We start from the raw sequence: 25088 nt of genomic DNA on the forward strand, positions 1-25088 counted from the left end.
TTATTAATAGCTCTTCATTTCTCACAATTTGTCTCTCTCCATGCCCGCCAGTTCGCATAAACGTTCCACTAGTTCCAAGGTTTTGATCGTGTCCCCCATATGCAAGGTCGGCTTCTGTCCGCTAGAGATGCATTGAACCAGATGCTCGAACATATTCTCGAAGCCGTAGAACGTGAAATTGTTCAGCTGGGCGAAATTGGGAGTCCACACCAATGTATCCCCGCCTTCAATGAAGCTCATTTCATCCAACGTTTCCCTCTTTGGCGCAGGTCGATTGTATTGTACCGACCTGATATTGTCGACGATGACATTGCGTAAGTGTCCTGTAACTTCTACGCGTTCCATAGGATACTCTCCACACTGAAGCGAGCTCGTCTGGATGACCCCAATACATCCGCCCTCCGACCGGAACGAAATGTTGTAGCCAAATCTTCTGGGGTCCACATAGATCCGTTCAGCGTGGAGAAGTATAATATCCCCTAGCAAATACCTTGCCACGTCCAGATGATGCACAGCATGATTCCAAATAAAGATTTCCTCCGATTCGTATGCCGATGCATGATATTTGGCCAAGTACATGGTGGGCCTTCCAAATTCAGGACCCGCGACCACATTTTTCGCCATCACATAAGAAGGAGTAAACCTTCTGTTAAGTCGGGCCATGACATAACGATGAGTTTGACGCTCAATCTCAACCAGGTCGCGCGCTTGGTTCGAGCTGAGACAAACCGGCCGCTCGGATAGAACATGCGCCCCGGCAAGCAAGCAATCACGAGCCACCTCGTGCTGATCCTCATAATTGGGAAAGGAGATAACGAGATCCGGTCTTGTCTGCTCCAGCATTTCCTTATAATCCTCGAATACGTCCGGGCATTGGTACCTTGCGCGGAAAGCTTCCGCATTCGGTTTGCTGTCGCAAATACCGACCAACGACAGTGGATATCTTTTGGTGCAATCGTAAATAAAATCATACACAAACTTTGAGCATCCTATGATACCAAGCTTCAACATTGGAATTTTCTCCACTCCTGACATTACAGAATCAACCTTTGACAGCGCCCGCCACCATGCCGCTGATGATTTTGTCCTGAAGAAAGCTGTACACAATAATCATCGGGACCACAGCAACCACCACACCCGCGGACATCATGCCGTACTCGACGAAAAATTCGTTTTTGGCCGAGGCCAGCAAAATCGTCAGCGTACGGAACTTGATGTTGGGGATCATAACCATCGCATACGCATATTCATTCCAGATCGAAACGAACGCCAAAATGATCACCGTCACGATCCCGTTTCGGCTGATCGGCATAACCACCTTCATCAAAATATCAAACGAGTTGGCTCCATCGATTTTAGCTGATTCGATCAAGGACGGCGGAATGCTCTGCATGAAGCCTACCAGCAGGAAGATGGCGATAGAAAGCTCGAACGTCGCATAGCAAAGCGTGATCGGATATTGCTTGCCAAAAAAGCCAAACATCTGATAGTTTTTAAATTCGGCAATCAAAATAGATAACCTTGGAACGATGATTCCGATGACAAAAAACAAATAGATTAGCTGCGCATACTTGAATCTGTATTGGGAAAGCAAATATGCCGCCGGAATTGCACATACCAGCATGATGAAAAGGCTTAGCAAGGTAATGGTTAAGGAGTTGTAAAAAGCGAGAGGAATGCTTGTTGAGAAAATCATCTCGTAGTTTGTGACATAAGAAAAACTTTCCGGAACGATCGCGAATTTCGAAAAAATTTCATCGTTCGTCCTAAAGGAATTGGAGAACGTCCAGAGCAAAGGGAAAATCGTCACTACAGAGTAGAGCAGCAATATTAAATATTTGCCCGTATTGAGGGTACGCCTTTTGAGTATTGCGCCTCGCTGGCTTATCAAGGTCATCTGCCTCCTTTTCCCCTTAATCCCTCGATTTGGTCAGCGCACGGAATATGACGGTAAAGGCTAAGCCAAGGAGGAAAATGATGACCGCAACCGCAGTGCCGTATCCGTATCGGAGGCCCACAAATGCTTTATCGTACATATAGGTGGCAAGCACATGGGTCGAGCTCCCGGGCCCTCCGGCGGTAAGAATGTAAACGTAGTCGAAATTTTTGAACGTTCCTGAAACCGTAAGGATAATGCATATTTGGATAATGTTCCATATCATCGGGATCGTGATTCTGGTCAGCTGCTGCCAGGCATTGGCTCCGTCCATTTTGGCGGACTCATAAATTTCTTCGGATACCGATTGCAGCCCTGAGAGCAAAATAACCATATACAGTCCGATACCCTGCCATATCGGCACAGCAATGGCCGCATAGAAAGCGACCTGAGCATCGCCTAACCATACCCGAGCCCAGCCTCCTAGTCCGATGGCACGAAGCAGCGCGTTAAGAAGCCCGATATCGTTATCATACATAACCGTAAACATAAGGCAGATGGCAGCGGATGACATGACGACGGGAATGAAATAAACCGATCTGAAAAACTTGGAGCCTTTCAGTTTGCCCTTCAGCAGGTTGGCTAAAAGCAAAGCGATGATCGTTTGCACAATCCCTTGGATAAGAGCCCACTTTAAAACTCGGCCGGTGCTTGCATAAAACACCTTGTCGTGGAACATCTCCCAGTAATTTTTCAATCCCAAAAATACCGGCGTATTGATGCCATCCCAGTTATATAAGCTATAAATCACAGTCTGGACAAACGGCAGGATGAAGAAGATGCAATACAACAGCAACGCAGGGATAAGATACATTAAATAGAAAGCTCTAAATTTCACTACTCCCATTTTGCCCTCTCTTTTTGAATCAGAATAAATTAAGAAGGCGCGGCGATGTAAAGCGCCAATGAATCACCGCGCCGATACATCTTCCTTTACTTTTGGTAAAAAATTTCCTGAAGTTTTTCGGCGAACTCCTTGCCTGTGTATTTGCCGGCCCAGAATTCGGAATACACGCTGTAAAACGGCTCCTTCCGCTCCGGATTAGCGAAGGATAGCGGCCATTTTACCTGATTCGCCGGATCTGCGATGGTTTTGGCGTCGATCAGAATTTTTGCTACCTTGGTGGAATCCAGCTTGAGATCCTGGTTTGGGGTCAAGGTCTGCTGTTTATATACCTTCGCGTCCGAAAACTCCTGGCTGCACAAAAACTTAATCCAGTCCAGCATAACCGGCTTCTTCACCGGATCCGCCCAAGCTTTGCTGCTGACATAGGCGACTTCGGTTAAATCCTTGTCCTGAATGGGGTTATTGTCCGCTGCTCCCGGGATCGTGGGAAATTTCAAAGGCACCAATTTCGGCAATAGCTCCGGTTTGATGGTCGGCAATGAATACGTACCGTTGATGAACAAGACGGCTTTCTCCGTATTGAAATATTTCGAGGTGGCCTGTGTATCGTCCAGGGTTGTCGAATCGGGCGCCGATTTGCCCGCTACCAGATCACGCAAATGCTCTGCTGCGGCAATCCCTTCCGGTGAGTTAAACGGCACCTTGCCGGCAAACGCGTTAAGCACGCCTTTCTCACCCTTGTTGGTCAAAAATCTGTCGAATACATAGCCGAGCGGTCTTTCCCAGCCGGATGCAAAAGGCTTGGTAGAGACGCCCCATGGAATATAGCCTTTAGCTTTGGCGACATTGGTCAGGTTAACCAGCTCTTCCCAGGTTTCCGGGAGCTTTAAACCAAGCTTGTCCACGATTTCCTTGTTGGCAAGAAACATAATGAAGGCATAGCCCGTCGGGATGGCATACAGCTTGCCGTTAACGGTGGAGGTAGTTACTGCGTAATCGGCGAATTTGTCCTTAAAGAACGCTTCATTCTTGATTTCGGACAAATCCGCCAAAGCGCCGGCCTGTATGAATTTGTCGACGCCGTAGCTCGGCTCCGGCCTCCAATAAAAGAACGTGTCGGGAACATTGTTAGCCGCTACGTCCATCGAAATTTTCGACGGATATTTGCCCGCTTCAGCCGTCTCCACCACAAACTCCACGTTGGGGTGAGTCTTCTTGAACGACTCAATTAACTCCTGATTGACTTTGTCGCCGGCTGGCGATGTTTGCCAGGAGATCCGCAGGGTCACTTTCCCCGCCTGCTTAGCCCCGGACTCGCCGGAAGCAGGGGTAGATGTCGGGGCTGCCGCGTTGGAGCATCCCAGAACTATGAGGACCATCATGCAAAAGATGGTTAAGATGGCCCCGAGTTTTTTGTATTTCATAAGTAAAGCCCTCCCCATGGATTAGTTGGATGGGACAAATCCGTTCCTGAGATCGTCCGTTTCATAAATTTTCACCGTCATGCGCGGCAGGTTGACGATATCCAGAGGCGGATCATAGGAATCGACCAGCTGAACGTTTCTTTCAACCTCTTCGGGCCACCTCATTCCGGCATTAATGATATGCACTCTGGAATCAGACAATAGGAACTTCAAGCATAAGGAATAGAGATCTTCGTGCTGGGCCATATTCGGAGACAGATACTCCATTAGCCGCTGAAAGATACCTGAAGTCATCGGGCGCATGATCGCCACGCCCATGCCCTTCTCCGAGGTCAGATCGAGCAGATGTAACGCAGCCGCCTGATAAATGATGTTGTAATTGACTTGCACAACGTCAAACAGGTTGGTATTGCACAAATTCAAGGCGGAATGCGCATCCTCGGTGGTCAGACCGAGCAGCCGTACTTTGCCCTGCTGGCGCAGCTCCTGCAGTCCTTCCAGCAGCCCCCCGTTGACGATATGGTCGTAAGACTCATTGTCGTAGATGCCTCCGTGAAACTGGATAACATCGATATGTTCCGTTTGCATCCGTTTAAGACTGGCTTCGACGCTTTCCATGACTCCCCTTTTGTCAATCCCCTTATAGGAAACCTTGGAGGCTACAAAACATTCGTCGCGCCTGGTTTTCAGTACCTCGCCGATAATGGATTCGCTATGACCATTGCCGTAACCGGCAGCCGTGTCGATATAATTAATACCTAAATCCAGCGCGGTGTGAATTGTATGAATGGCCGTTTTTCTGCCTTCGTCACTATACGGATCCCATCCCTGCGCTTTATTCACCCCTGCAAACGGGTACCCGCCCACCGCAATCCGGCTAACCTTGAGCCCGGTTTTTCCGAAATCCACGTATTTCATCCGCACCAACTCCTCGTTTAAGAGACACTATTTGTTCATTTTTTGCCGGTAAGCCTCGTTCATTTCAGCCGCGATTTTCTGATATTGGGCATCCATTTTCAGTTGGTCCACGAACACATCCCAAGCCTGGATCGATTCTTTACCAATGACAACCTTAGTTTTCATATCGTCGATTCTCTTGTTGTATTCGCTGCCAACCTGAATGGCCGTATTGGAAATAAGACCAATGGAAGGGTCGTCCACACTGACTTTAGACCTTTCGTCGATTATTTTTTTGTTACGCTCATAAATGTTCCTCGGCATGCCGGGCGCATAAGCCCACAAATACTTGTCAAAGCGTTCAAAAATTTTCCCGAACGAGCTGACGGAAATGCTATCCAGATCCGCCTGTTTAGTAGCTATTTTGTAGCCGTCCACCTCTTTGTAATGAACATCTCTAATCCCGTTGATCGCCAAAGAGGCGCCTTCCTCGGAGGCTCCGTAATCCATTAAAGATAAGATCTTCCTGACTTTTTCCTTAGGGACTTTTTTGGGGATCAAATACGCGCCAAGAAACCCGGGAGATTGCATGACAACGCCATTGAGCGAGGTGAGCGGCAAAAAGTCGGCCTCCGGATTCGTACTCATCGGCAGATCGATTTGTCTCCACAAGCCAAGTACCGTATCTGTCGTGAATCCGGCTTTACTCTGAGTAGCCAGATCCTCCGCCTGAGAGGTCTTCATGATCGGAAAGTCTCTGGGAATAAGTCCCTCCCTGTAGGCCCTGTTCAAAAAAACAAGCATATCCCGTGTCCCGGGCTCGGTCACTATATCGACCAGCTTGCCGTCCCTCAGCTTCCATTTGCCGTTATTTTGATTAAAGATGTTATCCAGTATGGGAGACCAGTCCCTCATGTTGAAGCCGTAGGTGTCTTTTTTTCCGTTTCCGTCCGGATCTTCATTAGCAAACGCTTTCCAAACTTTATACATCTCTTCCGTTGTTGTCGGTATCTGCAAATGCAGCTTATCCAGCCAATCCTTACGGACGGCCAAAAAGCTGGCCCCTTCAAACGGTCTGACAGAAGGTATGATATAGTTCTTCCCGTCGATTTTAGTGGACTCCCAGACACTTTTCGGATATTCCATCAAATGAGGATAGTCCTGAAGAAATGGAGTCAGATCCCAAAAAACTCCCTGCCGAACCATCTGCTGCATCAAAGGATTGGATACATCTGACACTTTCATCAAGTCTGGAATATCCCCGGATGCCAGGGTAACACTTTGTTTCGCATCCCAATTGTTCGGAGAAACCCAGGTGATGCTCAGTTTTGTTTGAGTCCGTTTCTCGATCTCTTTTAGAACAGGATTGTCCGGCCTCGGCGGTTCCGGTGTATGAAACTCAGTAATGATACTAATTTCGGTAGGCTCCCCGTTTGGTTTGGAACCCTTGTCTAACGTGTTGGCCGTGAATGCCCTCCCGGAGGAACAAGATGCTGTCACCAAAACCAACATGCAGACCATTGGCCCGCTGAATAAAGATCTGCTGCTCATTCACTGAACCCCTCCTTTCTCTGGTCCAATTCAACCTTTACGTTACAAATCGGCTTGATTTCAGGCAATGATATCTTTTTTTTTGAGGCTTATGTACGCAATTTTCCCAGTGGCACTAGGCAATTTCCGGCGATAGTATTTTTTTGACAGGTTAAAATTTAGCCAATTCTATACACTTCCCCTATATTTTTCACGGAACAGCCCCGGTGTCATCCCTGCATACTTCTTAAAAATCCGAATCAAATAGGACGGTTGGTAATTCAAAAGCTCGGAAATTTCGTTTATTTTCAGTTCCGAATGAACAAGCAGCTCCTTGCAATGCTCCAACTTGAGCTTTACGATATAATCGATAAAATTCTCTCCTGTGAACTGTTTAAAAGCTTTGCTCAATTTGGAAGGGCTCATGTTCATTTTTTCGGCATAGGTCTCCAAGGAAGTATTCGATAAATAGTCTGATTTCAATTCGGCCAAAAATTGCTCCATTTTCAATTTAATCCCGGAATCGTAAGTGATGGACAGCATCCGAATAAAAGGCTGGATCAACTTGTGTTGGAACCAGTTCAGCATTTCCTCCGGCTCGTGAATGTGCATAAGCTGCTCGTACAAATGAACACCGTCGTACATATCGTATATATTTATGTCATACCTGATAATCAAATCTTGAATGGCTCCGAGCAATTTCATCATGCTTTGCTGTATAATGAGCTCCGTACCCTCGCTTTGCTCTACTACAATGCTCAAAAATTGCCGTATTAAACCGACAGCTTCCTCTTCCAGGCCACTGCTAATCGCATAGACGATGTCCCGTTCCAGCTCGAAAGGGTATTTGACCGTGTGGCGGTGGGCACCTGCCATAAAATCTTTCATGTCCAGAATCTGGTTGGATGCATGCAAGTCGCGGAAACGAAGCGCTTTGCGGGACATTTCCAACGCCGCGGGGGTTTCCGCAATCGCATCGACGATATTGCTCGCCACGACCGTCACATTCAGCTTAAGCACATTATTCACCGCCGATACGAAGGCACGCCCGGATTTGTACACCTCTTGATGGAATTGATCGTAGCTGCTACCATGGTTGGAAACGAGGAACGCCCCGACGGATAAATCTTGAAAATTGATGATGTGAGTCATCTTTAGGTTTTGTGAGCAGATCTCCGACAAAATATTGGAGGCTGCAAATGTAAGGAGCTGGGAATCCCGCGGACCATATTTATCGCCAAGATCGCTAATGCCGTGCAGCTGCGCCACCAAGAAAGCAAAACGTTTATTTCGGACATCCCACTCAACCCGGCAGAGCTGCTCAACAACTTCCGCTTCGGTATGAAAATAGAGATTGCCCTGCAAAAATTGGAGCAAATAGTTATCTCTTAACGAAGGAATCGACTGCTCCATGCGGGAGCGTATCAATTCCTTTTCATCCAGGTGCTTGCGCCATTGATTCTCGATATATAAAATCTCATTCTGCTCTTCCTCTTGCTCGCTTTTGCCCGATTCAAAAATGGATTTTAAGCGAAGGATTGGAGCGTAAATTTTATTCGAGGCGATCCATGACACCACCAAACCTAATACCAGACAGATGACGTTGATTTCAACAATCATCCTTGTTGTAAAAGTAACTGGAGCCACGATCTGGGAAATGGGCGTCGCGGAAATAACCGTCCATTTTCCGCCCAGCTTGGAAATACTACCGTAAAAAACTGAGTACTTTTCTTTCTTCCACTCAAACTTAAAATTGGTTTCACCGCTTGGCCTTTCCTTGATCTCTCCCATCAAAGCAAGCATTAACTCCTTCCGCTCCTTCTGATCGTTCTGGCGATCGGTTGTCAAATCAACGCCGTTCTCGTTAATCAGATAAGATACGCCTTCGCCGGAAGCCAGCTTTCTTACCATAGAATTAATCTTATTCTGATCCAAATATAATAAGAAAGCGCCGAAGGAGCCTTTGAGCTGATCGCCGGGAAGCTTGACCACAACGGCTTTTAAGGAGGAGCCGGGCTTATTAAGCAGTTTAAGGGAGTAATCCCAATAAATTGTTTGCTGGTTTAGCATGAGGGAGCTAAACAAGTCTTGGTCTTCCTCCGTCTGGATAGGCAGCAATCCTGACTCATCGCCGATCACCACATTGGCGCCACGAAGATATAAGGCAACGTTGCTTAATAAAGAATTCGATTCCTTCATAAGAGAAAGGGATTTTAACAAATCTTTTGTTTTTTCGAATTCCCATGAAAAATCCAACCGATTTAACGATTCGTCAAAGGTTGGATCGAGGGAGACTCTGACCACGAATTTCTCAAGTCCCGATAAATATTCATCAATTTGTTGAATGGACTGTTCAAGCTGCACGGAGTGCGCCTTATTGACCTCATTGCTGATGACCTCCGAGCCGAAGAAATAGAAAATGCTGCCGGTAAGAATAAATGGGACACAACAGATGAGCATAATGATTTTAATCGTCGTCCAAAAAATCGTTCCCCTTGTTCGTGTAAATAGCTTCAACATTTTCCTTCCCCTTTCGAGCCGCAGAACGTTAAACGCTTACATAACTCTACTATATCAGTTGCACGGAATAGCAGTATAGATCATTTTGATAGAGCTGTAAGTAAACATAAGAAAAACCGCCACTGACGATTGGTCAAGCCCCCGTTTAGTGGACAGTGAAAAAAACACCTAAGCTACAAGCGGCCGTCGGTATGCAACTGGCATCGTGTTCGTATATTGTTCTATTTTGATGATTTTGGTTACTTGGTGTTGAGGTTTTTCACCAGTTTATCTTCGATGAGGGGGCTTTTGCCGGAATCATCTTTTTGGGCAGCACTTCATTATAATTATGGGCTGTGTTAGAGTAAACTTATAGTCAAGGAAAAAAACGGAAGCACCGAGAAATCAGGTTTGTATAACCTTTTTTCGGTGCTTATTGGATTATTAATAGGGGGAGTTTTGTGTTAAATAAGCGCAAAGAAATTTTAAGAAGTATATGAAAGCCTAAACCCAATTGGACCTTTCTTAATAAACCTGTAATAAATACTATACCTAAAACTGATGTGAAACAGGTGAACCCAACCAACACAGCTAGTCCAGTGATTAACCCCTTATTCGGGAAGATCGAGGGTTATTTACAATATATCAATACACAGGATCCTAAAATTCGCCAATCCATTGTGCGTCCAGATTTACCAAGAACATGCTGACAACTGATTTTCCAGCACTTTTTGAATTCGGCTGACTTCTCAACACGCTATTTCCACTGAAGCGTATAACCAATCAGCCAGATTGTTAGCCTCTCTGTAAGCGAATTTGTGCTTCAATAACAAAAAGTGATTGAGTCTACGTGCAGCTCAACCACTTTTATCATTATTTTGGGGTATTCAGCTTGTAAAACTCACGCGCATTCTCGCAGAAGATCCGGTTATGCAGCGCTTCGGGCAACTTCGGGAAGGACTGCTTTGGCGAGTCGAAATCCCAATGCGGATAATCGCTGGAGAACATCATAATGTGCTCGGCATCCATCGCTTCCAGGTTATTAAGCAGAAACTTGTCATTGTCAGGCCGTTCCAATGGCTGCGATGTCACGCGGACATGGTCGCGCAAATATTCACTGGGACGTTTCTTCACCCAGGGCACCTCATACCGCAGCGCTTTATATTCGGCATCCAGTCGCCATATCAAAGTAGGCACCCACGCCGAACCGCCTTCTACCAGCACGACTCTAAATCCGGGAAACCTTTCGAAGACGCCTTCCGTAATAAAGCTGACCAGATGGGCTTGGAAACCCAGTGACAGGCACGTATGCCATTCAATATAATGGGTGGGATAACCCGGCGACGGCTGCACGTTGATTCCCATGCCATCCGTTCCAGGATGGATGGCCAGGGGAAGCCCTAGACGTTCGCAAGCCTCGTAAATCGGATAATACTGCCGCTGCCCGAACGGCGCTCGTGCCCCGGAATCCGTCATGACCTGGACAAAGTGAGGATGTCCAGCCCAGCGCTCAATTTCCTTCGCGGCGGCTATCGGGTCTTGGTGGGCGATCGTGATCGATCCTTTAAATACGCCGTCGGGATTGTATTTGCCTAACCATGTATCCGCAAGCCAATCGTTGTAGGCTGCTGCAATGGCAGAAGCAAAGTCAGGATCGGGAAGTAGGTTGCAGAAGGCCCTTGGCAACAGAATTGCATGGTCCACGTTGTAAGGGACAATATGCTGCTTGCGGAGAAACTCCGGGTCGCTCCCCTCCGGCCGACCGACTGGCGGTTTGGCATCCTGACGGGAACCGTGAACCGGATTGCCGAAGAAACCGCGGCCACTGCCACTATACCGATCTCTCCAGGGCATCTGCATATAAGAACGAATCTCTTCTATATTTCTTGGGTACGGATGAACGTCGCAATCGATAATTCCTTTACTCATCTTCCAAACCTCCTCGTTTTATTACATGTAAATGACGACTAGTTCCGACTCCACCTTAACGGGATACGTCTCAACTTCCGCTTGGGCGTGTTCGCCTTGCTCCACGGTTACCTCGTATGTTCTAACCAAGCATTTATTCGGATCATAGATCGATTTGCCTGTGGTTAGATCAAATTCCCAGCCATGCCAAGGGCATCGGACAATTTCCCCATGCCTGCCGTAAATATATTCCCCCGGTTCGGACGGCAGCGTCATTCCCGTTACCGTGCCCATGCACAGAGGCGCCCCTTGATGCGGGCACGTATTTCTAAGGGCATAGTAAGTGCCGTTCACATTAAACAACCCGACTGAACGATTTTCCAGTGTAACGATTTTTCTTGTGCCCTTCGGCAATTCTGCCACAGTTCCGATCACATGTCTTCCCACGTTTCATCCTCCCCAGTCCAATATAAAGCTTCATACTATAAAAAAGTTGTCATGCCCAGGTATTACGATATCGGCGATTTGGTCAATGTGATTAATGGATTCCACAGTAGCCACCGGGTCCACATTGTTGAAATACCCTTGCTTCGCCCGATAGAAGTCCTCCGTCATGACAGCATCCGATGCCAAGACGACTCTGCCTTGCGCCGATTGGAACAAAAGGCCGGTCAGCCCCAGGGTGTGACCGGGCAGATGGATGTACTTGATTCCGGGTGCCAGCTCTTCCTCAGCCGGTTTGACTCCGGACAGCTTGGGATCGTTCGGGTCCCTTAGATGGCGAAATTCCTCCTTGGCCATAAATACAGCTGCTTTCTCGAAGGCGTGAATATCCACCACATGGTCGCCATGCGAGTGTGTCAGATAAACCACATCAATATCCGTGTGGGTTAATCCGCATCTCGCATCCAGGATACCCGCCATTTCCCGGGCAGGGAAAGAGGGATCCACGAGTATTCTCTTTCCGCCTGCAACGAGAAGCACCGTAGTGCAGTAGGCGCGTCGGTATGCCTTCCCCTCATCTTCGCCCCAGAATTTATTCCTGCTCAGGCACCCCATTGTAAGTAGTTTCCACTTCACAAGCTCCATATCATCAGCCATTGTTTATTGGATTCCTTTCCGTTCATCGTCCGTCTGATATATTCTCGCAGTCAACCGTGGAAGGTCAGCCATATCAAATACGGGAGTGAATGCTTCCAACAGTCGAGCATTACGATCCACTTCCTCCGGCCACCTCATGCCGATGTTCAGCACATGAACTCTGGAGTCCGCCAGCAAAAACTTCATACACAGCGCGTAGATGTCGGTAGAGGTCTGCAGTTGGGGCTCCAGGTATTCCAGAATACGTTGGAAAATCCCAGAGGTCATAGGTCTCATTACGGCTACCCCGATATTTTTCTCCGCTGTTTGTTTAAGTAAATGCGTCGCCGCTGTTTGATAGATGATGTTGTAGCAAGGCTGAACGACACTGAAATAACCGGTTTCGAGTAAGTCCAGGATCGAGAACGGCTCCTCTGTGGTAATGCCGAGCCACCTGACTTTGCCTTGACTCCTCAGGGATTCCAGCGCTTCCAGTAGCCCATCTTGGATAATGTGCTGCGTATCTTCCCGGTAGTAAATTCCTCCGTGAAACTGAATCACATCGACATAATCAGTTTTCAGCCGAATAAGGCTGTCTTCCACACTTTTGATGACAGATTCTTTATCCAAGCCCTTCCAGCCGACTTTGGTCGCCAGGTAGCAGCTGCCGCGTCTATCCTGCAGGGCGTCGCCGATGATGCTCTCACTATGGCCCTTGCCGTAGCTGGGTGCCGTATCTATATAGTTGATCCCAGCATCCAACGCTGCATGTATCGTACGTATGGCCGTCGCACGGCCGTCCGCACTGTAGGGGTCCCATCCGTTAGCCTTATTCACGCCTGAGAACGGATATCCCCCGAGCGCAATTCGACTTACGCGTAGCCCGGTTTTCCCGAATGTAGTGTATTTCATCGTCCACACCTCTTATTTGATCATATTTTTTCCTTCCTTGTTGTACCAGTCAGTCCAAAATTGAATGGCTTTATCCCCGCCTGCGGATCTCCAGCTCTTGACATAATCGTCCCACGTCGAATCAATGTCGGCACTGCCCAACACTGCCTTCACCTTATATTCATCCGTTATTTTAGTGAGGCTGAAGCTGGAGAGCTCCGGATAATAAGGCAATGCAGCCTGCAGCTTATCGATTTGGCCGCTTGTATTCGCTCGATCGAGCCGCTCAATGGACGCTTTAGGATACACCAGGCTCAAATACGATTTCACCTCATCATCGTATTGCCCCGGATTGACCATTGAGAAGCCCCAGTGCAGGGAATGCTTCTGCTTAAGGATTTCCGGCTTTCCGTTTGTCATCTTATACTCGTCACCCTCAACCCCAAGATAGAGCCATTTCTTTCCTTCATCCGAGCATACCCAATCAAAAAATTTCATAAGCACCTCTACATTCTTGCTCGTTGCCGGAATTCCAATATAATGACGGTTAACGGAATTGTAGCTGAACTTGGAAGGCGACCCGTCCAGCTTGACCGGCGGATCGATCGAATCCCATACCTTGTCGATGGTGCCATCCTCATATCCTGGGATTTGATTGCCGTGCCAGAAGTTGGATGTGATCCCGTACTTTCCCGTCTTCATTTTGTCTATATAGATTTGCGTAGTGGTTGTTACAAATTCGGGATCGAGTAACTTGTCCTTGACCAATTTCCTCATAAACTTCAAATATTCTTTATATTCATTGGTAATTTCCGGGGGCGTTACTTTACCGTCTATGATTTTATAGACATTGGCGTCATAAGCGGCGGCAAACATCTGTCCGACATAGTTCAGCCCGGAAATACTGAGGAACCCGAAGGTATCGTTTTTTCCGTTGCCGTCAGGGTCTTGCTCTGTAAACGCCTTCGCGACCTGATAGAAGTCATCGACGGTTTTGGGCGTTTTCAGATTCAGCTTTTGCATCCACAGCTTATTGATGTAAACGGTCTGGTTGAGCGCATCGAACCGCGAATAAGGAAAGGCGTAAATCTTACCGTTCTGGGTGACGGGAAGGAAAGCTTCCTTCTTCATGTATTTAGCTATGTTGGGATACTTTGCCGTATCGTTGATATAAGGGGCAAGGTCAGTTAATAAGCCTTGACTGGCGAATTTGAGAATCGTGTCCCTGCTGCTGGTCATGAAAGCATCCGGCGGACTTCCCGATGCCATCACTATGTTCAGTTTATCATTGTAGATAGCGGAGCTGGGAGAGTCCATCTCCACCTTAACGCCGGTTTTTTTCTGCAAAAAATCAACATACTTGTTGTTAAGCAAGGTTCCTTCCGTCAAATCCACGTTAAAATCAAACATGTACTTTACGGTGACCGGTTTGTCTGGTGTTGCCACAGCTTGCGGCGGCTTTCCCTCCGAACTGCATCCTGTTAATGCAATCATGATGGCAGAAGTGCCAAACAGTGAAAAATGGAATCGTTTAGCATATTTCCCCATAACGTGACCCCTCCTTATTGTCTGGGCAAATGCCCTACTCCGAATGATAGGCAAACCGGCTGCAAAGATAAATGTCTATTAATTTAAATTACTGCTTTAATTTTAGTTGTTTGTTGTACATATTTTTTGTACATCGCTTTTGACAGAAATAACGCTGGTCGTTCTTTTTATTTGATGCATACTGCGGAAAACGGCGGGTGTTACATCATGATTTTTTTTAAAATTGCGTATATAGGAATGCACCGTATCATAACCGCAAAGCCTGGCAATTTCCTGGATTGTCAGATCGGTTTCCTTTAGGAACGCCAAAGACTTCTCCACACGCAAATCATTCACGAAGTCAATGAAATTAAAGCCTAGATTCTTTTTGATAAAGCTGCTCAGGTACGAAGGGTTCATATGAAATTCAGTGGCGAGGCTGCTTAAAGAAATGTTTTTATCAAAGTGGTTATGGATATATTGCAAAATCTGCTCCATGATAATGGTTTCCATGTTGTTTTCCATACTTTTCTTATAGTTGAACACTTGGTTGCACGCTTTCAGGATATAGGCCTTCTTTTCAGAAATCAGCTCATGACCATAAAGCACCATGAAGATATCTTCCTGAAACACATCATTGACCGAGTAGCCTAGCTCTAAGATATACTTAACTATGCTGTACAAAATATTGGAATAGATCGCGTTCATCGCGTCCGGTAAAAAAAAATGATTGTAGACACTATCTTCAAATATTTTGTTCAAGCTTTTTTCAATTTCCTTGCTATCCCCTTTGCGGATGCAATCGGCGATTCGATTGATTTCCCTAATCGGATAGATGTATGAATCTTTAGCCAGGAGGGGCTGGAAATCACAGCATTCGATAATTGAATTATTTCCAAATATTACCCGGTATTCCAGACCTTTGACCGCCTGGGCATACAAGCTGGAAATGTCCTTGATGTCGTTGGAAATATCCGTCAGCACCGCACAGACGGAAAGATTGAAGTTCTCTTCGATTTCTTTTTGCACATAACCGATAGTTTTCTTTAATTCGCCAATGACCTTCTCCTGCTTCTTGCCTGGTGAGATCGTTAATAATACGGCGATCTTATCGAGATCCGTCTTCACCACAAAAGGGATATTATCCAGCATCAGCATATATTTAATCGCTTTCAAAATTGATCGGCCGATTGTTTGGCGATCTTCATTCTGCGTGTTTTGCAAATATGTATAATAATCATTGATATGAAAGACGATAATGAGATAATCCTTATCAATCAGCTCGATCGTAAACTCCCGTGTCTTATGGATGATTTCCTCCCTGGACGAAACCTTGCCCGTTAGAACATGAGAAATCAAAGATTCCCGCAAATCATCAATATTATCCATTAAATTCTGGTTATACCGGACCAACGGCTTGGCATATGCGCGCTTAAAATACGGAAAAGTGACAATAGACAAAATAAGCAGCGCCGCGGAGACGAGCGCTACATACAGAATCGTGTTATGGTCATACTGGATTTCACCTAGTATCTCGTTATAAGGCACGATATAGGCCATTTTGGCGCCGCGGTTGATTCCATTGGAGACGGTATAGAAATATTTCTTATTCTCCCATTTGATAAAACCCGTGTTCAGGATTTCGTTCTGGATCAATTCATCTTTAAGAATCACTTCCTTGCAGTTTTCGAAAACCTTCAAGATTTTTTCATTTCTGTAAGTAAGCACCTCATGGTTGGCATTGAAAAAGACAAGCCCGCCCGAGTTGTATTTCATCTCGGACAGTAGCTTCTTTTCATTGACATTAACGACCAGCACACCTCCATCCGTTCCGCTGGCAGGTATGGTTGTAATATAGGGAACGATCGTGCTCGCTCCCGACTCCGTCTGCCTCTCAAATACCGATTGATAAAAGGCAGCTTTCTCTTCTTTTTTTTGCAAATACTCCCTCAAAATCGCTTTTTTCGGAAATTGCTCCAGATCGGAGATCATAAAGTTGGACGAAAATATTTTATTGGTGTTCTTATTGTATAAGTACATCGAAGAAATTTCTTCGTCCGAATCAATAATACTGATAAACCGTCTCTGGATTTTATACAGTGTGTAATAATCTGTATTGTTATCGCCGTTTTGTAACCATTCATTCGTATCATAATCCATCGCAAACTGATAGCCGATCGATACGACTTTTTGTACCATGGTATCGACGTTACGGCTCATTGTTTTATAATCCGAGATATGATTGGCAATCTTCTCATCGATTGACACATAATGATTTTTAATTACGTACAAGATAGCGGCGCCATATAACAAGAGAATAACGCTGACGTACAGCAAACTAAGTCGCTTGCCTACATTGTCTCCATTCCGTTTAGAAGAGAAAATCATTGGAATCCCCCCATTACAAACCCCAATATAAGCGCTTACACAATTAACCTTTAACGGCTCCTAACATAACGCCCTTCGTAAAATGCTTTTGAATGAGTGGATAGACCAGAATGATGGGCAAGCTTGATGTGAATATAGCAGCTGATCGAAGGGTCAATGAGGAAACCCCTTTATTCACCGCTATCGCATCGCCATTAGCCATAATATTCTGCATCTGGACAACCATGTTTCTAAGAAAAATCTGCAGAACTTGAAGCGATGGTGAGTTAGTATAAATGACAGCATCTAGGAAGGAGTTCCAATGCCCGACCGCCGAAAATAAAGCAATTGTGGCAATCACCGGCATCGACAAGGGAAAAATGATTCTTATCAGAATGTAAATATCATTCGCTCCGTCCATGCGTGCTGACTCTTCCAAACTTTCCGGCACGTTCTCAAAAAAAGATCGCAGCAAAATAACATTCCAAGTGCTGATTGCTCCTGGTATGATTAAAGCCCAGATCGTATCGATCAAGCCTGTTGCTTTAACAATGAGATAAGTTGGGATGATTCCTCCGTTAAACATCATCGTAATGATGATAAACAGCATAAAAAATTTTCTTCCCGGCAAATACTTTTTTGAAAGCGAATAAGCGAACGCGCATTGCAATATGAGGTTCACCAAAGTGCCCAAGATAGTTCGGGTCACCGTCATATATAAGGCGCCCAAGAATTTATCATTTAACAATAGCGTATTGTAAGCTTCCAAAGTGAACCCTCTGGGCAGAAGCATTAATTCCCCCTCGGAAATCAAATCGGGATTGCTGAGTGAAGCCACCAGTACATAGTAAAACGGAACAAACGTAATTAGGCCAAACAGGAGTAGTACCGTATAGATCAGTACGTTATATATATTGGTTTTCATTTCGGTCTCTCCTCTCTTTACCACATCGACACGTCACTGTATTTTTTGGCTATTTTGTTAACCCCGTAAATTAGGAGAAACCCGATAACCGCCTGGAATAAACCTAGCGCTGTAGTTAAACTAAACCGTAAATCTTGAATACCGACCCGATAGATGTAAGTGCTCAAGACATCGCTCACATCATAAACCGCCGGATTATACATAATGAAAATCTGCTCAAACCCTACATCCAGTAGATAGCCTACCTTCAAAATCAACATAATAATAATCACATTGCTAATCCCGGGAAGCGTGATATGAATCAACTTCTGCCAACGGTTAGCCCCGTCTACGGTTGCCGCTTCATATTGCTCCTGTTCCACACTGGCCAAAGCCGCCAAATAGATAATCGTTCCCCAGCCCGCTTCCTTCAGGATATTGGTCCCTACAAGAATGCTTCTGAAATATTGGGATTGAGTAAGAAAAAAAATGGGCTCACCCCCGAAGTATTTGATGATTTGATTAACAAATCCTTCGTTCGGACTGAGGAATTGAATGATGATTCCCCCGAAAACCACCCAGGACAGAAAATGCGGAAAATAAATAACGGTTTGAATCGACCGTTTGAACAGCATATTTTTCAATTCGTTCAGGAGCAAGGCCAATATAATCGGAGCCGGAAATCCGTAAATTAGGTTATATATATTGATTAGCACCGTATTCCTGAGCACCGTATAGAACTCAGAAGAAGAAAATAAATAATTAAAATATTTCATCCCTACCCAGGGACTGTTCCAAATGCCGAGTGCAAAGTTGTATTCCTTAAAAGCGATTAACAGGCCGAACATCGGTAAATATCGATAAATAATATACCATATGATTCCAGGGACCATTAATGCATATAAAAACTTGTATTTAAGAATCGTCTTATACAACCTTGTCAATACGCTTATAGCTGCTTTATTGCCGGCCTTTCGTTCAACCTGGAAATACTCCAAATTCGCTCCCTCCTTGACTCAGTCAGCGGTAACTCCAACCGGATAAGTTAAATGTAAGGGGGGTAGGCATTTCATGTAAATGACGTTTTTTCTGTGAATGTTTATTTTTTTATATCCGCGACATTCAATTTTTATGAAATATTTTGGACATTGCTAACAGCTTTCTAATCAAAGAACATGGCCACCGCTCGCACTACAGTGCCACTTGATTTAACGCATTATAGGGTACCAGAACGAAGAAATCGTATTGCCTGAGGGCAACTTGCCCGAGGTGCTCCAATTTGACCATTCTGAGCGCTGCTTTTGACTTTACCCTCGGCTGTCTATTGTTTGATCATCCCTGCTCCGTTGCTCCGGCGTTAGTTCCATCTGCAGCTGTAAGTGCGACTCTCTACATTGATCCATCAATTCGTTATAGGAGTATATCACCAGGAATTCGCTGCCCCGCATCACCCTCTCAATTCCGGCATGGTTCAATATGTAAGAGACCCAAGTAATAAAATCACGGTGAAGGTACATCGTTCTGCTTCCCGCGCCTCCGTGTCTTGAAAAATGACGTTAATCAATTGTGTTGCCTTTCGAATCAACTGCCCTGTAAAGATACATCCATTTTGATTTGACTTTAATGTAAGTCTCGTCAACACGATAAGAATCATTTGTCGATTTCAAATAGGGTCGAATTCGCTTGTCTATTTTCAGGACTAAACTGATGAACTGGGCGCATGATCGTCGTATGTGCAATATTCAATCCTCGTTCTTTCATCATTTCCGCTAAGTCCCGATAACTTAAACTATATTTCAAATACCATCTAACAGTTAACAAGATAAGTTCTGCTTCGTAATGTTTCCATTTGAACAAGTTCAATGCCGGTTCCATTTTAATTTGCCACATCTCATTTTTCAATTCAGGCCAATAATAACACGGGAATTATTTTTGCACCACAACCGATATCGGTATATTGGCCTGGATCATTGCGGCAACATCCGAAGTCAGGGAGACAGCAACATAAAAAAGCGCTGACCTCTTGCATTCAGCGCTTTTTTATGTTGTGATACGAGGAGAGTAGAATTCCGCTTTTCAGCCGCGGACTGGAGGAATCCCCTGCACGTTCAGCCGGATTCGGTAAAATGAAGTGGAGGCGGTGATATACAGATCCCGGCCATCCCCTCCCCACGCCAAATTGGCGGTGACTTCAGGCATTCGGATGACGCCAAGCTTCTCTCCCGACGGAGATACGATCCATATTCCGCTTCGCCCCGTAACGTATACGCGGCCATCACGATCCACCTTCATGCCGTCCGCTACTCCATTGCCTATAGCAGGATCCAGTTTCGTGAAGACACGACCGTTGATCAGGCTTCCCGTTGAAGTGACGTCGAACGCCCTAACGTGATCCCGCCCGGAGTCATCGACGTAAAGCGTTTGTTCATCCGGAGAAAAAGCGAGCCCGTTCGGTTTATCGAAATCGTCGACCAGCAGCCGCAGTTCCTCCGTTGCCGGATCGTACCGGTAGACGCCTTGAAACGGCAGCTCCTTTCCCTCGATGTGCCCTTTCAGGCCATAAGGCGGATCCGTAAAGTAAATGGAACCGTCCGACTTGACGACAATATCGTTCGGGCTGTTTAATCGTTTACCTTGGTAATGCGTCGCCACATCGGTAATGGTCCCGTCGGCTTCCGTTCTGGTTACTTTTCGGCTTCCATGATGACACGCCAAAAGACGCCTTTGCCCGTCGAGGGTGAGTCCATTCGAATGATCACTGGGGGTCCGGTAAACGGAATACCCTTCCGTTGGCGTCCACCGATAAATCGTACTCGCCGGGATATCGCTAAAATAAAGACATTGCTGTACGCTATCCCAAACCGGACCTTCAACGAACCGGAAACCGGTTTCGAGCCGCTCCAGAACGGCGCCTTCCGGAATAACCATATGAATTTCGTCGGAAAATGTTAAAATATCCATCTGTACCTCCTGATATTTTGCTTGGTTAATCGAAGACCATCGCCACCGCTCTGACCGGCGCTCCACCAAATCCTTTTAATTTTAACGGAAACGCGCACAAAAACCATCTTTCTTCCGTAAACAGCTCTTCCGTCAAATACAATTCCTCCAAAGGCCAAATTTCATTTGACAGCAAAATTTCATGCGGAGGCACCGCTTTTTCCATACCCCATCCGCCGATGCTTAATCCGTCGAGCCCGACGCCTTTGACTTTATGGTCTACAAGCCACTCAGCCCCTTCACCGGACAAGTAGGGCCACTGGTGATAATACTCATTCGTATACCCCCGTTTTTTCCCCCATCCGGTACAAAGGAGGACAATATCTCCGGAGCGCACGACGTCTTTATAAGGCTCCAGATGTTCCACGCCTATCGGAGTGTCGGCTGCGATCCCGAATAAATCGACGGGTACCGCCTCACCTTGAAACCGGTCAATCGGGATTTGTTCGATCGTCTTCCCCTCCGGATAGAAATGAAAGGGCGCATCCAGGTGGGTAGCCGTATGCACATTCATCTGAATCCGTTCCGCGGTATATCCGTCATTCGGATAAATCGCCTCATAACGCACATCGACCATTTCGTAAGTCGGCCACCCCGGACAATTATGATAAACGGGTTGGGACAAATCGATGATTTTCCGAATAGACGGCATGGTTCTACCTCATTTCGTTTTCAGTGTATGAACTTCAGGCCTTGGTTCAACGCTTTAGGCCAAGCGTTCGATCCAGCTGTTCAGTTTCTGCTCTTCTTCCTGATCGAGCGGGCCGGATTGCACTGCTTCAACGTTCGCCTTCACCCAATCGCTTTTGCGCATGGAAACGATTACAAAGTCGACAAGCTCATGGCCCGTAACCCATCTTAGCAAAATTTCGGCAGCCTTTGCCTTATCCTCCCCGATTTCGTCCAGCTTCCAGCCGCGGATAAAAGGAGACAATGCCACCACCTCCAGCCCCATTTCCTTTGCCTTCCGGAATGTTTCCAATGCGCCCTGATTAAACGCATTATATGGCGCCAGCACATAGGAAACCGGATGGTTATCCGGCAGCTGCTGCAGGTGTTCCAATTTCAGCATGCCGATCGCCGCTTTGTTCACCTTGCCTTCTGCGATCCACTGTTTGGCGAGCTCCAACTCCCGCCGCTGCTTTTCGGTATCGTCTTGGGCATGAATAACCAAAATATCGATATAGTCTGTCCGTAATTCTTCTAACATTATGTCAATATGATGGGGTTCATAAGGGGTGGGCTTTACCAAATCATTTTCTTTGCCGGGCTGCTTGAAGAAATTCCAGGCCATGATTTGAACCTCTTCACGTCGTTGAAGTTCTGTTAACACCTTGCCCAAAGCCACCCGCTCTTGATAATAGGTCGTATCGATGAGCCGAATCCCTTGATCCAAGCAGGCGGAAACGATGGCGCATTGTTCCTCAAACGAAGCTTCCGGGTCATTTCCCAACTGCTCGATAAAAGTGTGCCCTCCCAAACCAAGCTTTGATTGTTGACGCATGCAATAATCCCTCCATTCCTTTCGAAGATGACAACCAAATCACCACTCCAATTATACCATAATTAGCCATTGAAAACGGTTAAAATTGTTCTTACTCGTGCATCGCCCACCCAAATACGAAGCCGCGGCAGGGTGCATCAAAACCGGTTAAGTACATCGGGTAATATCTGTACAAAAAGAGAAAAGAAACGATCGAGCGAAGCTTCGCGGATGCCAACCAGCTCCATGGGTTTCGCTATTGCCGTTTGGGGGGTATCGAATGTAACTGAGCAAGCGCTTATGACAGCAATCGTACAGAACATGAAAAAGATCGCTCTCCACCTGAGTAAGCAGGATAAGTGAGGAGAGCGATAATGGGGACGAACCGTGGCTTGGCAAAACCACAATTCGCCGCCGAGTATTAGTTAGGTTGTTTGGGACGGTGGCGTAAGCTAGTATGTTCCCAAGCACCCAACCTTCCGATGTGTCTAGAGCCTTTCAGCCCACTCTTCCTTGTTGCTCCAATCCTTAGCCTTCCACCGAAGAACATCCGGATTGGCCATATGTGTAATCTCTTTAAAAAACTCCAGCTTCTCAAGATCGGTCATGGGCTTAAAACTTTTCGCAACCCTTAAGTTATTCTCCAACTGCTCCATCGATTCCATCCCAATAATAGCTGTGGAAATAGGCAACGACCAGGTATATCTTAGAGCCTTTTCATACCATTGCGCCAATCTCCCCAACCCAATGACTTTCATTCCAATGATGGCCAGTCCCTTTTCGTTGGCCTTTGGTAAAAATTCATGAGCAAAGCTGTATATAAAATGATCGGCAGCAGATAAGGCGACCAAGGCGCTGTCAAAAGGGAACCGGTCAATCGCTTCAAGCTGAACATTAGGATTTGTATGGCCGCTCAGACTTATATGCTTGATTATTCCCTGCTCTTTGGCCTCAATGAGTGCCCGCAGCGCTCCGTTCTTGGCAAAACATAAATCGAGCTGCTCCATCGTTCTTACATCATGAAGGCGCCACTCTTCTACATGATCGGTTTGCAGTCGCTTTAAACTAGCTTCCAGTGAACGCCATGAACCGTCTCTTGTTCTGTCGATGGTTTTGGTCACGACCCAGACCTTTGATCTGCGGTCTCCGAAGGCTTTACCTAACCGTTCCTCAGATTGACCATTAGAATAAATCGGGGCAGTATCGAAATAAGTGATACCTTCATCAATCGCCCGATTTACAATTTGAATGGCTTCCTCTTCCGTGCAGTTATGATCATCAACGATACGCTGTGCGCCAAAGCTGAGAATAGGGAACTCCTGTCCTGTTCGGCCAAATTTTCGTTTTTCCAAAATGGTCGCCTCCTTCATAATTCGATCAAGCAGTTCTCCGTTTCCATTATACCCCAAATTTAATATGAATTCAGTTTTTTAAAGCAGTTGGCGAGCGTTTGCCCCTTGGAATGGATCAGTCCCGAAGTATCTAAGAAGTGTCAGTACCGTCGAAGCGGAACACTGGCACAACTGACAGTATTAATACATATAATGGTAGGACGCTTTGTTCGAGTAGGAAGCGTAGCGAACCCCTGTCCGGCGTTGTGGTTTTATATGGACAGGGTTCGGGAAAAATTGCGAGTTTGATAGAAACTGTTATAATCTGCTGAAGCCTTGATTTTACTGGATTCTTCAAATCTACTTTCCGCTCTATTAGGCTATTTATAGTGGGTTGATGCCTTCATTTTCTCATGGCTGCTTGGGACGTTGCAGGATTTGACGCTTACAAATAAAGAACGGCCCTTTCGCAAAGCGAAGAGCCGTTCTTTATTTTTCTTTTGAAACCATTTCTATTCGAACAATTATTGCACCGACGGAGCAGCTGGAGTGTTTGGAACATTTGTTTATCGTTTCGGGCCCAAACTCATGGACCCATCTCATGATCGTTGTATGTATCTTTAATCCTCGCTCACTCATCATTTCTACTATATCTCGATTCTTAAACTATATTTCAAATAACATCTCACCGTTAGTAAAATGATCGCCGATTCATATTACGTTCAACTCTTCCAGCAGTTATTCGCTATGATGGCGTAACAATCAATTTACAGTATGTGAATTACTCTCCCGACCTTAAATTTTTACCGGTTCGGAGGAATACTCGAAGTAATCAAAGGAAGCTCTGCAGCCATTTCCTACGGGTGACTGCGCTACTACTCCGACCTTAATTTCTACTGGAGCTTCCATACGGAAATACCTCACCCGAGTCCATTGCTTCCCATCAAGTGAATAATAGAAAGCAAAACAATTGCCGATTCGCGTAGCACTTAGATAGGGTCTCTTCTCATTTACTTTTTCCGAGTTGCAATCGTCAGAAGTTCCTTTGGTCACTACGCTGACCATAGTCGGAGTTTTATAAGGAAATTCAAAGCATAGTTTTGCCCATATTTCATCATCAACCATGATCATTATGCAAGCGGAATCGAATTCTTCAATCATATCCACTTCAACTCTGGTCGAAACCGTAAAGTCACCTTTAAGAATGGTATATAGAAAAGGAGCAGAGTTTCTCACATTCTCCCCCGCCGGATCACGGAAGAAATCTGCTAAAGGCGGAGCGATTACTGTCAGCTTTCCGTCACCATCAAATTCCCATGAATCAGGTTGATTAATCCATATAAAGTTCGGAGTTAATTTTTGATCATGACATTGTTCAAATAGATTCACAGTATAACCTCCTGGACTGTTGGTCAACAACTACATCAATTTGTTTATGAGCAGCTTACTTATATTTCACCAATA

Annotated in this window: 21 protein-coding genes and 3 pseudogenes; 1 reads left to right on the plus strand and 23 read right to left on the minus strand. The window is 45.9% G+C overall.

The genetic code is table 11. The features are described 5' to 3' along the window. Positions 1 to 21: 21 nt before the first annotated feature. The 20 genes and pseudogenes from O9H85_RS27660 to O9H85_RS27755 all read right to left on the minus strand — a co-directional run bounded on the left by O9H85_RS27660 (position 22) and on the right by O9H85_RS27755 (position 22314). Positions 22 to 1035 (minus strand): Gfo/Idh/MocA family protein, encoded by a 1014-nt coding sequence (locus O9H85_RS27660; RefSeq protein WP_333474275.1) that lies wholly within the window; start codon positions 1033 to 1035, stop codon positions 22 to 24. 7 nt (positions 1036 to 1042) lie between these two features. After that, positions 1043 to 1891: a carbohydrate ABC transporter permease gene (locus tag O9H85_RS27665; protein ID WP_269884642.1), complete on the minus strand. Its 849-nt coding sequence runs from the start codon at positions 1889 to 1891 to the stop codon at positions 1043 to 1045. Positions 1892 to 1913: 22 nt separating this feature from the next. After that, positions 1914 to 2783 carry a carbohydrate ABC transporter permease gene (locus O9H85_RS27670; protein WP_269884643.1) on the minus strand — a complete coding sequence of 290 codons (870 nt, stop codon included), beginning with the start codon at positions 2781 to 2783 and terminating at the stop codon, positions 1914 to 1916. 86 nt (positions 2784 to 2869) lie between these two features. Then, complete coding sequence (locus O9H85_RS27675) at positions 2870 to 4207, minus strand: ABC transporter substrate-binding protein (protein WP_269884644.1); 1338 nt, start codon at positions 4205 to 4207, stop codon at positions 2870 to 2872. 21 nt (positions 4208 to 4228) lie between these two features. Beyond that, the gene (locus O9H85_RS27680; protein ID WP_269884645.1) at positions 4229 to 5125 is read right to left on the minus strand and encodes an aldo/keto reductase; all 897 of its coding nucleotides are present in this window, start codon (positions 5123 to 5125) and stop codon (positions 4229 to 4231) included. A gap of 27 nt (positions 5126 to 5152) precedes the next feature. Beyond that, a complete protein-coding gene (locus O9H85_RS27685) occupies positions 5153 to 6520 on the minus strand; it encodes an extracellular solute-binding protein (RefSeq protein ID WP_269884688.1) in 1368 nt (455 codons plus the stop codon). Next, entirely contained in the window at positions 6516 to 6659 is a 144-nt protein-coding gene (locus O9H85_RS27690; RefSeq protein ID WP_269884689.1) for a hypothetical protein, read from the minus strand. The genes O9H85_RS27685 and O9H85_RS27690 overlap by 5 nt, the downstream gene beginning before the upstream one ends. 164 nt (positions 6660 to 6823) lie before the next feature. Next, positions 6824 to 9154, minus strand: coding sequence for an AraC family transcriptional regulator (locus O9H85_RS27695; protein ID WP_269884646.1), 2331 nt, complete (start codon positions 9152 to 9154; stop codon positions 6824 to 6826). An 852-nt stretch (positions 9155 to 10006) separates the two neighbouring features. Continuing rightward, on the minus strand, positions 10007 to 11062 hold the full coding sequence (locus O9H85_RS27700) for an amidohydrolase family protein (protein ID WP_269884647.1): 1056 nt from the start codon (positions 11060 to 11062) through the stop codon (positions 10007 to 10009). 21 nt (positions 11063 to 11083) lie between these two features. After that, on the minus strand, positions 11084 to 11488 hold the full coding sequence (locus O9H85_RS27705) for a Rieske (2Fe-2S) protein (protein WP_269884648.1): 405 nt from the start codon (positions 11486 to 11488) through the stop codon (positions 11084 to 11086). 30 nt (positions 11489 to 11518) lie between these two features. Continuing rightward, a complete protein-coding gene (locus tag O9H85_RS27710; RefSeq protein ID WP_269884649.1) occupies positions 11519 to 12142 on the minus strand; it encodes an MBL fold metallo-hydrolase in 624 nt (207 codons plus the stop codon). A gap of 3 nt (positions 12143 to 12145) precedes the next feature. After that, positions 12146 to 13033: an aldo/keto reductase gene (locus O9H85_RS27715; RefSeq protein WP_269884650.1), complete on the minus strand. Its 888-nt coding sequence runs from the start codon at positions 13031 to 13033 to the stop codon at positions 12146 to 12148. A 12-nt stretch (positions 13034 to 13045) separates the two neighbouring features. Continuing rightward, a complete protein-coding gene (locus tag O9H85_RS27720; protein WP_269884651.1) occupies positions 13046 to 14560 on the minus strand; it encodes an extracellular solute-binding protein in 1515 nt (504 codons plus the stop codon). Positions 14561 to 14662: 102 nt separating this feature from the next. Further along, positions 14663 to 16927, minus strand: a complete 2265-nt coding sequence (locus tag O9H85_RS27725; protein WP_269884652.1) for a helix-turn-helix transcriptional regulator — start codon at positions 16925 to 16927, stop codon at positions 14663 to 14665. Positions 16928 to 16970: 43 nt separating this feature from the next. Further along, positions 16971 to 17831: a carbohydrate ABC transporter permease gene (locus O9H85_RS27730; RefSeq protein WP_269884653.1), complete on the minus strand. Its 861-nt coding sequence runs from the start codon at positions 17829 to 17831 to the stop codon at positions 16971 to 16973. 17 nt (positions 17832 to 17848) lie between these two features. Continuing rightward, positions 17849 to 18808 carry an ABC transporter permease gene (locus O9H85_RS27735; protein WP_269884654.1) on the minus strand — a complete coding sequence of 320 codons (960 nt, stop codon included), beginning with the start codon at positions 18806 to 18808 and terminating at the stop codon, positions 17849 to 17851. Between the two features lie 561 nt (positions 18809 to 19369). Continuing rightward, positions 19370 to 19685 (minus strand): annotated as a pseudogene (locus tag O9H85_RS27740) (IS6 family transposase); the annotation flags it as partial. 201 nt (positions 19686 to 19886) lie between these two features. Next, positions 19887 to 20771 (minus strand): SMP-30/gluconolactonase/LRE family protein, encoded by an 885-nt coding sequence (locus O9H85_RS27745; protein WP_269884655.1) that lies wholly within the window; start codon positions 20769 to 20771, stop codon positions 19887 to 19889. A gap of 25 nt (positions 20772 to 20796) precedes the next feature. Then, entirely contained in the window at positions 20797 to 21462 is a 666-nt protein-coding gene (locus O9H85_RS27750) for a cyclase family protein (protein WP_269884656.1), read from the minus strand. Positions 21463 to 21516: 54 nt separating this feature from the next. Further along, the gene (locus tag O9H85_RS27755) at positions 21517 to 22314 is read right to left on the minus strand and encodes an aldo/keto reductase (protein ID WP_269884595.1); all 798 of its coding nucleotides are present in this window, start codon (positions 22312 to 22314) and stop codon (positions 21517 to 21519) included. A 167-nt stretch (positions 22315 to 22481) separates the two neighbouring features. On the opposite strand from O9H85_RS27755, the pseudogene O9H85_RS27760 reads away from it, so the two are divergent. Continuing rightward, a pseudogene (locus O9H85_RS27760) lies at positions 22482 to 22656 on the plus strand (transposase); the annotation flags it as partial. Positions 22657 to 22781: 125 nt separating this feature from the next. Here O9H85_RS27760 and O9H85_RS27765 read toward each other — a convergent pair. From O9H85_RS27765 to O9H85_RS27775, 3 genes and pseudogenes are all read right to left on the minus strand, one after another. Next, positions 22782 to 23645: an aldo/keto reductase gene (locus O9H85_RS27765; RefSeq protein WP_269884657.1), complete on the minus strand. Its 864-nt coding sequence runs from the start codon at positions 23643 to 23645 to the stop codon at positions 22782 to 22784. Between the two features lie 528 nt (positions 23646 to 24173). Continuing rightward, positions 24174 to 24328, minus strand: a pseudogene (locus O9H85_RS27770) (IS6 family transposase); the annotation flags it as partial. Between the two features lie 91 nt (positions 24329 to 24419). Further along, positions 24420 to 25013, minus strand: a complete 594-nt coding sequence (locus O9H85_RS27775) for a DUF1349 domain-containing protein (protein WP_269884658.1) — start codon at positions 25011 to 25013, stop codon at positions 24420 to 24422. Positions 25014 to 25088 lie beyond the last annotated feature (75 nt).

The organism is Paenibacillus gyeongsangnamensis (genome assembly GCF_027533625.1).
Taxonomy (GTDB): domain Bacteria; phylum Bacillota; class Bacilli; order Paenibacillales; family NBRC-103111; genus Paenibacillus_G; species Paenibacillus_G gyeongsangnamensis.